Source organism: Kocuria nitroreducens (assembly GCF_042879195.1).
GTDB lineage: Bacteria > Actinomycetota > Actinomycetes > Actinomycetales > Micrococcaceae > Kocuria > Kocuria nitroreducens.
The window spans coordinates 1-13,709 of record NZ_JBHZTC010000016.1; the positions used below are offsets into that span (position 1 = coordinate 1).

The following is a 13,709-nucleotide window of genomic DNA, read 5'->3' on the forward strand; positions in this document are numbered from 1 at the left end:
CACCATCTGAGTCTGCACAGACCATCAAATAGCAGATCTGACAGTAGGTCACAATCTGTTGTTGCAGTACTTAGGGCAGTGTCGGGCTGGGGATGTCCCGGGGCGCCTGATCGTAGGCCAAGCTTTCTCGGGAGTGGACCCCTTGAGTCAACGTGGGATCGATGGGGATATAAGGTTGGCTGGCTCTGCTGGGGCCTGGCGTCAGCGCAAGACGGGTTCGTGAGCGTTCAGCAGCTGCAACTCGTGTCGGCGGGGAAATCCTTCCCAGTCACCGGGTACCAGGCAAGCGAAGGCTCCGGTGTTCGCGGCTGTTTGGAGCCTTGTGCTAGGTCCACGGCCCAGGACCAACTCAGAGAGGTACCCCGCGACGAAGGCGTCACCGGCGCCTACTGTGTCGAGAGCTTCGACCGGAACAGCATTCTGCCGGAAAATTTTCCCGTCGATCTGGGCCACGGCACCATCGGCGCCCAACTTGATGATGACCTGGCTGGGTCCGTGGGTGGCGATCTTACGGGCCAGGTCTTCTGGGTCTGTCCCGGCGCCCACCGCGATCGTGGCCTCGTCGTCTCCGGCAAAAATGATGTCGGACTGGGCGATGATTTCTCGGTAGAGCTTTCCCGCCGTCTCTCGGTCCCACAGGTTGCTTCTGTAATTGAGGTCAAAGGACACGAGTGTTCCGGCGGACTGAGCTACCGCAATGCTGTGGCGAAGGGTGGCTTGGCAGGAGGGGGAGAGAGCGGGAGTGATGCCGCTGACGTGTAGCAGTCGGGCCCCGGCAATGAGGTCTTCATCGATGTCTTGGGGGCCCAACCGTGATCCGGCGCTGTTGGCACGGTAATAGGTCACGCGCTGAATCGAAGGGGTGCGGCTTTCTTTGATCATCAGACCAGTAGGCGCGGCATCGTCCACCGTGACGTGAGTTTCCACGCCCTCGGCGCGGATCTCCCGTTCCACCAGGTGTCCCAGGGAGTCGGCGCCAATGCGGCCGCACCAGATCGCTTTGACACCCATGCGCTGGAGCCCGATGGCCACGTTGGATTCGGAGCCCCCGATGCTCAGGTTCAGGCTTGAGGTGTGTGCGAGGGGGCCGGGCTGATTGGCGCGCATGAGGGCCATGGTCTCCCCGTAGGTGATGACGTACGGGATACTTGCGCTGGAGGTGGTCACTGCTTTGCCTCTGTCTGTTCCACCAGGGCGCGGACCCGTCGGGCTCTGGCGGTGAGCTGGGCCAGGTCGCCTCCCTTGAACGCGTCTCCGATTAGCGGACCGCCCAGGCTCACTGCGAGAGCACCTGCTTCGATCCAGCTGGGCACATCCTCGATGTTCACCCCGCCGGACGGAATGATTTCAAGGTCGGGAAACGGTCCGCGCAGCTGAGAAATATAGCCAGCTCCGACGGTGGAGGCGGGAAAGACCTTCACTGCTGTCGCCCCGGTTTTCCACCCGGTGTGCAGTTCGGTGGGTGTGAGCCCACCGGGGTAAACAGGAACTCCACGACGGGTACAGGCGGTGATCACATCGGGTTCGGTGGTGGGGGTGACGAGGAACGCAGCACCCAGGGCGAGGGCCGTTTCGGCTTCTTCGACGGAGGTAACCGTGCCGACGCCGATTTCCAGATCGGATCCGAACTGTTTCTGCAGCACGGGCAGTTCGGTAAAGACCCCGGCGGTGCTGAGGGTCAGTTCGATGCTGAGGACACCTCCTTGCTGCAGGGCGGCGATGACAGGGGCGTAGTCGCGGGCATCTTGGGCCCGCAAGACGGCCACAACCCGGGTGGACAGCAATGTCGCTGAGGGGGAGGTGCGCACGGAGTTTTCGTGACCTTTCGCAAAAGGCATGGGCTTCTCTTTCACTGAAGGGGCCGCCAATCCGAGATGTGGCGGTGGGGCGAGGCCAGATGGTCCACGCCCCACCGGTAGATGATCAGGTTTTGTCGGGGAGGTCATGACCATGTCGTGAGGCACCCAGGGATGCGATACGACCGGCCCGCTCCGAGGGTGGCAGGAAGGAACTGAGCGGAGTGCTCATCGCCCGAGCCAGCCTCCGTCTACGGGCAAGACGATGCCGGAAACATAGTCGGAGGCGGAGCTGGCGAGGAATACGGTGGCGCCGCCCAGGTCCTCGGAGCGCCCCCAGCGCCCCGCCGGGATGCGCTCCAGAATGGCCTGGGAGCGATCGGGGTCGTTGCGCAGGTCCAAGGTGTTATCCGTGGCGATGTAGCCCGGGGCGATGGCATTGACGGTGACACCGTGGGCCGCCCACTCATTCGCGAGGGCCTTCGTCAGTCCGGCGATGCCGGATTTCGAAGCGGTGTAGCCGGGGACCTTGATGCCGCCCTGGAAGCTCAGCAAGGAAGCAGTGAAGATGACCTTGCCGGCACCGCGGGCGAGCATTGCCTTGCCTACTTCTCTGGTGAGCACGAACTGGGATGAGAGATTCACCTGGATGACCTCGTCCCACAGGTCGTCGGCGTGCTCGGCGGCGGGGGCTCTTTTAATTGTTCCGGCGTTGTTCACCAGGATGTCCACCGGCCGGTCCATCGTCGCCAGTTCCCGCCCAAAGGCTGTGACGCTGTCCCGGTCGGCGAAGTCCACGGTGCGGGCGGTGAAGGATCGCCCCAGGGCCTCCACGGCCTGGGAGACAGCGCTGCCCTCCTGCTCCAGGGTGGCGCTGACGCCGATGATGTCGGCCCCGGCGGCAGCCAGCGCCTCAGCCATGGCCTTACCGATGCCGCGTTTGGCTCCGGTGACAACCGCGAGCTTGCCAGTCAGATCGAACATGTTCTTGGTCATCACGCACCTGCCTGGCAGTCGATGAGAATCTTCATGGCCTGACCCGAGCCGAGCTTCTCGAAGGCGTCGGCGGTCTCGGCCAGCGGGACGATCGCGGTGATCAACTGCTCCGCCGGCACGGCGCCGGCCGCGAGCATATCCACGGCGGTCTCGAAATCGGCCCGTTCGTAGACTCGGGCCCCCACGATGGACAGCTCGCGCCAGAAGACCCGCTGCAGATCCAGGGGGCGAGGCTGCGGGTGAATGGCGACGATCACCAGCCGTCCGCGGACCTTCGCCAGGGCGGTGGCGCCGAGGACCGCAGGGGCCGCACCGGAGACCTCGAAGACCACATCGGCGCCGGCGCCTCCGGTCCACTGCTCGACCCACTCCACCTGGTCCTGGGTCGACGGGTCGAGTACCTCGAAACCGAGATTCTGGATCATCTGCCGCCTGCTGGCGTCGAGCTCGATGACCACGACCTCGGCGCCCATGTGCCGGGCGGTAGTGGCGATGAGCACCCCGATGGGCCCTCCGCCAATGACCACCGCTTTCTCACCCGGTCGCAGATCGGCACGTCGCACGTCGTGGACAGATACCGCCACCGGCTCGACGAGGGCGGCGTGATCCAGCCGCAGGGACTCGGGAAGACGGACCAGAACGTGGGCGGGGACGTTCCACCGCCCCTGGAGAGAGCCGGGGGAGTCGATGCCGATGAAGTTGAGGTTCTGACAGATGTGCTGGTTTCCTGCCTGGCAAGCAGGACATTTTCCGCACCAATCCAGGGGCATGACGGTGACGGAGTCTCCGACCTTCCAGTCCTGAACCCCTTCACCGACCGCGCTGATGCGCCCGGACATCTCATGGCCGATCACTGCAGGAAGTGCGACCCGGGCGTCCATGCTGCCGTGCAGGATGTGCAGATCGGTGCCGCAGATGCCGGTGTAGGCGACCTCGATCTGAACTTCCCCTGCACCCGGTGCGTGCTGGTCGGTGGTGATGATCTCGACGGTGCTGTTGCCAATGTAGGTGGCTGCGTGCATGGTGAGTACCTCCGCTAGGAAATGATGGGGTCAGGAGCCAACGGCGTCGTGGCTGCGGGCCCAGTAGGACCCGGTCGGGTAGGCGAATTCGACCAGCGTCTGCGAGTACATCTGCGCGCTGTATCCGGGCTGTGCGGGCAGGACATATGCGCCGTCGCGGACGAGGCAGGGATCCACAAAGTGCTCATGCAAGTGATCGACGAATTCAGTGACGCGGCCTTCCAGGCTTCCGGAGACGGCGACGTAATCGAAGATCGACAGGTGCTGGACGAGTTCGCACAGCCCCACGCCGCCGGCATGCGGGCACACCGGCACGTCGAATTTGGCAGCGAGCAGAAGCACGGCCAGGATCTCGTTCACGCTGCCCAGTCGGCAGGAGTCGAGCTGGCAGTAGTCCAGGGCGCCGGCCTGGAACATCTGCTTGAACAGGACGCGGTTCATCCCGTGCTCACCGCTGGCCACGCCGATGGGGGCCACCGCCTTGCGGACGGCAGCGTGGCCGAGGACATCATCGGGACTGGTGGGCTCCTCGATCCACAGTGGCTTGAAGTCAGCCAGGGCGTTGACCCAGGTGATGGCCTCGGGTACGTCCCACACCTGGTTCGCGTCGATCATCAGGTGTGCTTCATCGCCGATGACCTCCCGGGCGATGGAGCAACGACGGATGTCGTCCTGGAGGTTCGCCCCCACCTTCAGCTTGATGTGCTGGTAGCCGGCATCGACGGCTTCCTGGCACAGGGTGCGCAGCTTGTCATCGGAGTACCCCAGCCATCCTGCAGAGGTGGTGTAGGAGGGGTAGCCCGTCTCCTCCAGCCGGGCGATCCGCTCCGAGCGGGTTCCCTCGAGATTGCGGAGGATCGACACGGCTTCCTCGCGAGTGAGGGCGTCGGAGAGGTAGCGCATGTCGGCGGCATCGACCAGCTTCTCCGGCGTCATTTCCGCCAGCAGCTTCCACAGGGGCTTGCCCGCTCGGCGAGCAGCCATGTCCCATACAGCGTTCATCACCGCTGCTAGGGCCAGGTGGATGACCCCTTTCTCAGGACCCAGCCACCGCAGCTGGGAGTCGGACTGCAGCTCGCGGTAGATGGCACCAAGATCAGTCGTCAGTTCTTCGACTTCTCGACCGATCAACGGCTGCGCGCGCTGTTCGGCGGCAGCCGCGCACAGATCATTGCCCCGGCCGATGGTGAAGGTAAACCCGTACCCGGACAGGTCCGGGTCATCAGTGTGGAGGACCACGTATGCGGCGGAGTAGTCGCCGTCCTTGTTCATGGCATCCGAGCCGTCTGCTGTCAGAGAGGTGGGGAAACGGACGTCGAAGACCTCGACGCCGGTGATGACAGTCATGAAAAGTTCCTCTGCGGTGTGGGCGTTTAGGGCGCGGGTGGTGCGGAAGATCGTGGCGGGAGCGTGAACGGGGAGCGGTGTCGGGCATCGGCTGATGTCACCGTTGGTGCTCCGCATGCGGATCGGCCCGGCATACCCGGGACGACGATGCAGTTCAACACCCCCTTGGAAAGGTCACGTACCTGATGACGGGCAGTGGGCCGCCCAGAACATCAACTTCCATCGGTGTGTGACCCTCAACACGTATGCTGTAGGAATGTGATGAATCCTATATACATGGGATGAGATGGTCAACCCTCCCCGACTGTCCGCGCCTGGATGACTCAGGATGAACGCCGAACGAATCCGCTCTTATGGAAGCCTTGCCTATGACCCTGGTCACATATAGGATCCTCGTAATCCATATAGAGAAAGGTGGTGGTGATGTCCGCTGTTGGACTCTTCGATGTGCAGGACCTCACACGCATGGCCTCTGAAGTCCTGACTGCACATGGTGTTGCCCGGGCCGATGCCGACCTGACCGCACGGTCACTGGTGCAGGCCGATCAACGAGGCATCCACTCCCACGGTCTGCTCCGGCTTCCGCTCTACGCGGAGGCGCTACGGCTGGGCGGGATCAACGCCACGCCTTCCATGACCTGGACGCGGGACTCCGAGGGGGTCTCCGTGCTGGACGCTGATGCCGCCCTGGGGCAGGTCGCCCTGCAAGCGGCCGTGGACCGGGTGCTGGAGCGCGGCTCTCGGTACGGGATCGCAGCGGTGGCTGTGACCAACAGCAGTCACTACGGTGCCGGCGCGTTCTGGAGCGACCAGCTGGCAACCGCGGGGTTCCTCTCAGTGATCACTTCGACGACCGGCCCTGTTGTCGCCCCGTACGGGGGACTCGAAAAGGTCCTCGGCACCAACCCGCTGACCCTTGGAGCTCCCAGTGCGGGGGGATGGCCTCTCACGGCGGACCTCGCCACCAGCAACGGGGCGTACGGGAAGGTGATCGCTGCCCGCAACGAGGGCAAGCAGTTGCCCGAGGGCTGGGCAGTCGACTCCCAGGGCCGGCCCACCACGGATCCCAACGCCGCCACCGAAGGTTCCATGATTCCCTTTGGTGGGCACAAGGGATCTGCCGTATCTGTGCTGCTCGAGGCGTTCTCCGCCTCGTTGACGGACGCCACGTACGCCTTTGAGACCGTGGACATCTGGTCCACTCCGGCCTCGCGTATGAACAACGGGCACCTGGTGATCGGCCTCGACGCCGCGGCCTTCAACGGACGGGAACACACCGAGTCCCGGGTGCAGACCCTGCAGGAGCGTGTCCGGCACTCGGGGCCCGGAGGACGTCTCGTCCTTGCTCCGGGAGATCCTGAACGCCTTCGCGAACAAGAGCACACTGAAACGGTTGCCCTTCCCTCGTCCACTGGTGACCAACTGACAGAACTTGCCGCGCGGTTAGGACTTGATCCGGTCGCACCCTCCCAACCTCAGCAATAACCCTCTCCGAAAGGACCCAGCCATGACCCGCAACACCTCTTTCACCATCTCCACCTCAGCCCGCCGTGCCGGGATGACCGCACTCGGCGCCGCCGCCACCGCGTCCCTCCTCCTGACCGGCTGCGGAGTAGGCACCCCGGTGGACAGAGAGGCGCAGGGAGGCGGGGACGCAGATGCCCGCGCCCTCCGGCTCGCACACGTCTACGACGCCGGCCACCCGGTCGAGGAGTGTGGCGTGACCACGCTCAACGAGGAGCTGCAGGGTAGCGGCCTGCGGGTCGACAGCTTCCCCGCCGCCCAGCTGGGCAGCGAGGCCGAGTCCCTCGAGCAGGTGCAGAATGGCAGCCTCGACATGGCCATCGCCGGTCCGTCCTTCCTGGGCGTGTGGCATAAGCCGGTCGAGGTCCTGGACGCGGCCTACCTCATCGAGGACGTCGACCACTACGTGGAGACGGTGGAGGGCGAGACGATGGGGTCCGTCTTCGACGAACTCTACGAGTCCTCCGACATCAGGGTTCTCTCCAGCTGGTACTACGGCACCCGCCACACCACCGCCGATAAGGAGATCAGCAGCGCCGAGGACTTCCAGGGCTTGAAAATCCGCACTCCGAATGCCCCGCTGTATCTCGAGAACATCCAGGCCATGGGGGGCACTGCCACCCCCATGGCCCTGGACGAGGTGTACCTCGCCCTGCAGCAGGGAGTCATCGACGCGCAGGAAAACCCGGTCCCCACTATTGCGACGGCCAAGTTGAACGAGGTCCAGGACTACATCAACCTCACGGGGCACGTGGTTCAGGGCGTGCAGATCACCACGGGCCGCTCCACATATGAGGGCCTGTCCGAGGAGGAGCGCACGGCCCTGGACTCCGCCTTGCAGGCCGCCGCCGATGCGACCCGCCAGTGCATCGAGGAGCAGGAGCAGTCGATCCTCGACGAGTGGAAGACCGGCAATGGCATTCAGGTCAACGAGAATGTCGATCGTGAGTCCTTCGCCGCCGCGGCCGAGGAAGCCATGTCCCAGCAGCCCTGGGGCGACCTCTACCAGGAAATCAAGGGCCAGCAGTGAGCGACTCGACAGGGGCGGGGTCGGTCCCGCAGAACGAGAACAACATCGCCACGGGAGCACACGTCCCGCAAGAACCGGATGAGCCGGACTACCTGGAGCAGCGCAGCCGCGTGTACCGGGTGCTCGTGGTGTCCGAGCGGATCGCCGCATGCGCCTTCCTCGTCGCCACGCTCGGGCTAATCATCTTGCAGGTGGTCAGCCGGTACGTCTTCAACACCCCGATCGCCTGGACCGAGGAGCTGGCCCGCTTCGCTCTGCTGTGGCTGGCATTCGTGTCCGCAGGATTCGTGATGGCCCGCCGCATCCACATCGCGGTGGACCTGTTGGTGAGCAAGCTCGGCCGAACCGGCGCCCTTGTGGTGGACACATGTGCTCTGATCACGGTGGTGGCCACGTCGGGAATCATGGCCTGGGCCGGTGCCGGTTTCGCGGCCGGTGCATCCCGGCTCGCGGCCCCGGCGACCTCATTGCCCATGAGTCTGGTCTATGCCTCGGCGGTGGTGGGCTTCGGGTTGATCTGCCTGCATGCCGTGCTGCACGTCTATCTCAACATCCGTCACCCGGAGCTGGTGCCGGAAGCCATGGAGAACCTCGAACGGGAAGCAGCCTAGGAACTAACAATGACACTTCTTTTGATGCTGATCGGGTTGCTCCTGTTGCTGGCACTGCGTGTACCCGTCTCCTTTGCGCTTCTCATCCCCTCGCTCGTCTACGTACTGACCGACCGCAACCTCACAATCGGCACGGCCTTCCAGCAGACGGTCTCGGGCGTGGACAGCTTCGCAATCCTTGCTGTACCGATGTTCATCCTGCTGGGCAACCTCGCCAATGTCTCCGGTGTCACGGACAAGTTGTACGACTTCGCCGTCGCTGCGATCGGCCACCTTCGTGGCAGTCTCGGCTACGTCAACGTGGCGACCAGCTTTGGCTTCTCCTGGATGAGCGGCGCGGCCATCGCCGACGCCGCGGCCATGGGTCGCGTGCAGGTGCCGGCCATGGTCCAGCGTGGTTACAAGCCGGAGTTCGCCCTCGGGGTGACCGGGGCCTCGAGTCTCATCGCTCCGATGATCCCGCCGAGCATCCCCGCAATCATTTACGCGGTGACGGCCGGCGTCTCGGTCGGAGCCCTGTTCATGGCAGGTGTTGTTCCCGCGCTCGTATTGGTCGCGGCCTTGTGCCTCACGGTGTGGTTCCTGACTCGTAAGCAGGAAGAGTTGCGCCTGCCCCGATCGACTTGGAAAACCCGCGGCCGGACGGCGGTTGCGGCACTGCCGGCCGCAGGCTCCGCCATCGTGATCCTTGGCGGGATCCTCAGCGGTGTCTTCACCCCCACCGAGGCCAGCGGCATCGGAGTCATCTACATTCTGGTTCTCGCCCTAGCCTACAAAACCCTCACATGGCGCAAGATGTACCGCACCCTCCTCACCAGCGTGGAGACCACCGGGTCTGTGCTGTTGATCGTGGCCGCGGCCGCCCTCTTCGGCTGGGTCCTGGCCCGGGAGCAAGCCCCCCAGGTGGCCGCGAACCTGATCCTGGAGCTGACCAACCAGCCGATCGTCTTCTTGATCCTCGTCAACGTCCTGCTGCTCGTGGTCGGGGCCGTGCTCGAGCCCACTGCCGCGATCCTGATTCTGGTTCCGGTCCTCGCCCCGGTCGCCGAGACCTTCGGGATCGACCCCATCCACCTCGGCATCATGGTGATCTTCAACCTGCTAATCGGGCTGATCACCCCGCCGGTGGGACTGGTGCTGTTTGTTCTCTCCAGCGTCACCCGGATCCCGGTGCCTACGGTGATCAAGGGCATCCTGCCCTTCTTCGTCCCCATGGTTGTCACCCTGCTGATCATCACGTTCCTGCCCGTGATGACTCTGGGCCTGCCAACGGTCCTGGGCTTCATGTAAGCCGCTTTCTCTCATCGACTTCATAAGGAAACTCTTATGTCCAAGATCTCCTCCGTCCGCGCCACCGACGTCCGTTTTCCCACCTCCCTCGAGCTCGACGGCTCGGACGCCGTCAACGTGGACCCCGACTACTCCGCCGCCTACGTCGAAGTGAGCACGGACGAGGGTGAGACCGGTTACGGCCTGGTCTTCACCTGTGGCCGCGGCAACGAGCTGATCACCGCCGCCATGGACAGCTACGGGGAGCTGCTCGTCGGGCGGGACACCAACGAGCTCGTCAACAACCTGGGTGGGGCTTCCCGCCGGCTGGTCCACGACTCGCAGTTGCGCTGGCTCGGCCCGGAGAAGGGCGTTTCCCACATGGCCTGCGGCGGACTGATAAACGCGCTGTGGGATATCCGGGCCCGACGGGAGCAGAAGCCGCTGTGGCTGCTGCTGAGCGAGATGTCCCCCGAAGAGCTGATCAGCGCGGTGGACTTCACCCACATCCGCAACGCCCTCACCCCCGAGGACGCCGCGGCGATCCTGGCGCGAGGTCAGAAGGGCAAGGCGGAGCGCATCGCCGAGCTCCAGCAGAACGGCTACCCGGCCTACACCACCACCCCCGGATGGCTCGGCTACAGCGACGAGAAGCTCGTGCGCCGGTCCAAGGAGGCCGTCGAGGCCGGCTTTGGGATGATCAAGCTCAAAGTGGCCGGCAACATCGAGGACGACCGCCGCCGCCTGGGTCTCGCGCGTGAGGCCGTGGGCCCGGACGTGCGCATCGCCATTGACGCCAACCAGCGCTGGGAGGAGCAGGAGGCGATCGACTGGGTCAACCAGCTGCAGGACTTCCAGCCCTACTGGATCGAGGAGCCGACCAGCACCGACGACATCCTGGCCCACGCCGCCATCCGCAAGGGCGTCCACCCGGTCAAGGTCGCCACCGGCGAGGCCGTGCACAACCGCATCATCTTCAAGCAGCTGCTGCAGGCCGGGGCGATCGACGTCATGCAGATCGACTCCACCCGCGTGGCCGGGGTCAACGAGAACATCGCCAACCTGCTGCTGGCTGCCCAGTTCGAGATCCCGGTTTGCCCGCACGCCGGGGGAGTCGGGCTGTGCGAGCTCGTTCAGCACTTCTCCTTCTTCGACTACGCCGCCGTCACGGGGTCCATGGAGAACCGGGTCATCGAGTACGTGGACCACCTGCACGAGCACTTCGCCGAGCCGGTCCTAATCTCCAACGGCCACTACCAGGCACCGGAGCTGCCCGGCAACGGCGCGCAGATGCTGCAGCCCTCGGTCGAGCGCTGGACCTTCTCCTCCGGTGCCGGATGGCAGGACGTCCTAGCCCGCTGATCCCGAACCCTCTCAAGGAGCCATCATGAACACCGCCCTCAGCCCCGCCACGACCGCCGAGGAGGTGGACCGGGTCGCCCGGGTCGCCCACGAGGCCTACCTGGTCTCCGCGTCCCAGACCCCCGCCACCAGAGCCTCCTGGCTCACCGCCCTGGCCGAGGCCCTCCGCGGCGAGGCCGACGAGCTCGTGGGCATCGCCGCCCAGGAGACCAACCTCGCCGAGGCACGTCTGCGCGGGGAACTCACGCGCAGCGCCTTCCAGCTCGACCTCTTCGCCGAGGAGGTCCGCACCGGGGTGGCCCTGGACGCCGTCATCGACCACGCCGACCCGGACTGGGGAATGGGCCCGCGCCCGGACATCCGCCGCGTCAACGTCCCCCTGGGCGTGGTGGGCGTCTTCGGCGCCTCCAACTTCCCCTTCGCCTTCAGCGTCATGGGCGGGGACAGCGCCTCGGCCCTGGCCGCCGGGTGCGCCGTGCTGCACAAGATCCATCCCGGGCACCAGAAGCTCGGCCTGCGCACCGGGCAGATCGTCGTCGAAGCGCTGGAGACGGCGGGTGCCCCGCAGGGACTGTTCGCCGTGCTCGAGGGCCGGGAGGCTGCCACCGCACTGGTCGACCACCCCCTGGTGAAGGCCATCGGCTTCACCGGCTCCACCGCCGGCGGCCGGGCCCTCTTCGACCGGGCAGCTGCCCGGCCCGAGCCCATTCCGTTCTACGGGGAGCTGGGCAGCATCAATCCGGTGTTCGTGCTCCCCGCAGCCTGGGCGCACCGCTCCAAGGAGATCCTCCAAGGCTACGCCGGGTCCTTCACCATGGGCATGGGCCAGTTCTGCACCAAACCCGGAGTGCTTTTCGTCCCGGACGAAGGCAAGGCGGAGCAGCTCCGCACCACCCTGACCGAAGCCCTCGCCGAGACCCCGCTGGCGAAGCTGCTCACCCCGGGGCTGCGCGAGTCCTTCGGCCAGTCCCGCGACGAGCTCGCCGCCCTCGAGGGCGTCGAGACGCTCGTTGCCGGTTCCGACGAGGAGGTGCCCGCCCCGACCGTGCTGGCCGTCGACGCCGACCAGGTCCGGAAAACTCCGGAGGTGCTGCACCGGGAGATGTTCGGCCCAGCCACGGTCGTGGTCCGCTACCGGGACGCCGCGCAGCTGCCCGCCCTCGCGGAGCTGATGGAGGGGCAGCTAACGGCCACCATCCACGGGGACGAGGACGACGACAGCACCGCGCTGGTGGACACCCTGGCCGGGAAGGCCGGCCGGGTGCTGTGGAACGGCTGGCCCACCGGCGTCACCGTCTCCTACGCTCAGCACCACGGCGGCCCCTACCCGGCGACGACGTCGAACACCACCTCGGTGGGCACGGCCGCGATCGGGCGGTTCCTGCGTCCGGTGTCCTACCAGGACCTGCCCGACACCGCGCTGCCGCCGGCCCTGCAGGAGGCCAACCCCTGGGGGATCGCCCGCCGCGTGGACGGGCGGCTCGAATCCGCCACGACGGAAAGATCTACGCGATGAGCCCCGACGCCACCCCGGTGCACCACCTCGACCCCGCCAGCGTGCTGCCCGAGGACCACGGTCAAGCGCTGCTGGTGGGCCGGATCTGGGACCCCGAGACTGGTGGCCCGCGCCCGGTACTGGTGACCGGGGATCGGCTGGTGGACCTGTTCCCCTGGACCCGGACGGTCTCGGAACTGCTGGACTCCGCAGACCCCGCGGCCGTGCTCGAGACGGCGGCCACCGGGACGGCCCGCACGTGGGACCTGACCGACGTCCTACGCGCGACCGTCGAGGCGTCGGGCGCGGCGGCGACCCTGCTGGCACCGGTGGACCTGCAGGCGGTGAAGGCGTGCGGGGTGACGTTCGTGGACTCAATGATCGAACGCGTCATTGAGGAGCGCTGCGGCGGGGACTTCGCCCAGGCCCAGCAGATCCGTGCCCAGGTCCTGGAGGCCCTGGGCGGCAACTTGGCGGGACTAAAGCCGGGTTCGGCGGAGGCGGCTCGCGTCAAGGAGGTGCTGATCCGGGAGGGGTTCTGGTCCCAGTACCTGGAGGTGGGCATCGGTCCGGACCCGGAGGTCTTCACCAAGGCCCCGGTGCTCTCGGCCGTCGGTTACGGAGCCCATATTGGTATTCCTTCCTTTTCCGCCTGGAACAACCCCGAGCCGGAACTGGTGCTCGTGGTGGACAGCCGGGGCGCCGTGCGGGGGTGCACCCTGGGCAACGACGTGAATCTGCGGGACGTGGAGGGTCGCAGCGCCCTGTTGCTGGGCATGGCCAAGGACAACAACGCCTCGGCCGCGATCGGCCCGTTCGTCCGGTTGTTCGACGAGTCCTACACCCTTGACGAGGCCCGCACCGAGACCATCGAGCTCACGGTGCGAGGCACGGACGGCTACGTCCTCCAAGGCACCAACAGCGTCTCCCGCCTCAGCCGGCCCTTCGAGGAACTGGTCGGGGCCGCCCATGGGGCCCACCACCAGTACCCGGACGGCTTCGTGCTGTTCACCGGCACCCTCTTCGCCCCCGCCGAGGACCGCGACGAGCCTGGGAAGGGGTTCACGCACAAGCACGGCGACGTGGTCGAGATCAGCAGCCCCCACCTGGGAACATTGGGTAACATTGTGGCGCCGACCGAGAAACTACAGCCGTGGACCTTCGGCATTGGGCGTCTCCTCGACTACGTACTCGCCCACGCATCTCCTATCGATGGTGCGCACCGGCACAGTCCGGTGCCGAAGAGAAGTGAGTAAC

General features: G+C 65.8%; 12 protein-coding genes. 7 read left to right on the forward strand and 5 right to left on the reverse strand.

The features are described from left to right. Positions 1–201 precede the first annotated feature (201 nt). The 5 genes from ACFYE1_RS11900 to ACFYE1_RS11920 form a co-directional block, all read right to left on the reverse strand. Positions 202–1,167, reverse strand: coding sequence for a sugar kinase (locus tag ACFYE1_RS11900; protein ID WP_387742995.1), 966 nt, complete (start codon positions 1,165–1,167; stop codon positions 202–204). Beyond that, entirely contained in the window at positions 1,164–1,838 is a 675-nt protein-coding gene (locus tag ACFYE1_RS11905; protein ID WP_387742997.1) for a bifunctional 4-hydroxy-2-oxoglutarate aldolase/2-dehydro-3-deoxy-phosphogluconate aldolase, read from the reverse strand. The genes ACFYE1_RS11900 and ACFYE1_RS11905 overlap by 4 nt, the downstream gene beginning before the upstream one ends. Before the next feature lie 186 nt (positions 1,839–2,024). Beyond that, positions 2,025–2,792, reverse strand: a complete 768-nt coding sequence (locus ACFYE1_RS11910) for an SDR family NAD(P)-dependent oxidoreductase (protein ID WP_387742999.1) — start codon at positions 2,790–2,792, stop codon at positions 2,025–2,027. Next, a complete protein-coding gene (locus ACFYE1_RS11915; RefSeq protein ID WP_387743001.1) occupies positions 2,792–3,814 on the reverse strand; it encodes a zinc-dependent alcohol dehydrogenase in 1,023 nt (340 codons plus the stop codon). Before ACFYE1_RS11915 ends, ACFYE1_RS11910 begins: the two co-directional genes overlap by 1 nt. A gap of 30 nt (positions 3,815–3,844) precedes the next feature. Beyond that, positions 3,845–5,161: an L-fuconate dehydratase gene (locus ACFYE1_RS11920; protein WP_387743003.1), complete on the reverse strand. Its 1,317-nt coding sequence runs from the start codon at positions 5,159–5,161 to the stop codon at positions 3,845–3,847. A 423-nt stretch (positions 5,162–5,584) separates the two neighbouring features. Between ACFYE1_RS11920 and ACFYE1_RS11925 the strand changes: the two genes are divergently transcribed. From ACFYE1_RS11925 to ACFYE1_RS11955, 7 genes are read left to right on the forward strand one after another with little or no spacing between them, the layout of a single operon-like run. Next, on the forward strand, positions 5,585–6,646 hold the full coding sequence (locus ACFYE1_RS11925) for an Ldh family oxidoreductase (protein WP_387743005.1): 1,062 nt from the start codon (positions 5,585–5,587) through the stop codon (positions 6,644–6,646). 22 nt (positions 6,647–6,668) lie between these two features. Beyond that, positions 6,669–7,715: a DctP family TRAP transporter solute-binding subunit gene (locus tag ACFYE1_RS11930; protein WP_387743007.1), complete on the forward strand. Its 1,047-nt coding sequence runs from the start codon at positions 6,669–6,671 to the stop codon at positions 7,713–7,715. Beyond that, positions 7,712–8,326 carry a TRAP transporter small permease gene (locus tag ACFYE1_RS11935; protein ID WP_387743009.1) on the forward strand — a complete coding sequence of 205 codons (615 nt, stop codon included), beginning with the start codon at positions 7,712–7,714 and terminating at the stop codon, positions 8,324–8,326. The genes ACFYE1_RS11930 and ACFYE1_RS11935 overlap by 4 nt, the downstream gene beginning before the upstream one ends. 9 nt (positions 8,327–8,335) lie before the next feature. Continuing rightward, the gene (locus ACFYE1_RS11940; protein WP_387743010.1) at positions 8,336–9,616 is read left to right on the forward strand and encodes a TRAP transporter large permease; all 1,281 of its coding nucleotides are present in this window, start codon (positions 8,336–8,338) and stop codon (positions 9,614–9,616) included. A gap of 36 nt (positions 9,617–9,652) precedes the next feature. Continuing rightward, positions 9,653–10,957: an enolase C-terminal domain-like protein gene (locus tag ACFYE1_RS11945; RefSeq protein ID WP_387743012.1), complete on the forward strand. Its 1,305-nt coding sequence runs from the start codon at positions 9,653–9,655 to the stop codon at positions 10,955–10,957. A 25-nt stretch (positions 10,958–10,982) separates the two neighbouring features. Continuing rightward, a complete protein-coding gene (locus ACFYE1_RS11950; RefSeq protein ID WP_387743014.1) occupies positions 10,983–12,473 on the forward strand; it encodes an aldehyde dehydrogenase (NADP(+)) in 1,491 nt (496 codons plus the stop codon). After that, positions 12,470–13,708 carry a fumarylacetoacetate hydrolase family protein gene (locus ACFYE1_RS11955; RefSeq protein WP_387743016.1) on the forward strand — a complete coding sequence of 413 codons (1,239 nt, stop codon included), beginning with the start codon at positions 12,470–12,472 and terminating at the stop codon, positions 13,706–13,708. The genes ACFYE1_RS11950 and ACFYE1_RS11955 overlap by 4 nt, the downstream gene beginning before the upstream one ends. The last annotated feature ends 1 nt before the right edge of the window (position 13,709 follow it).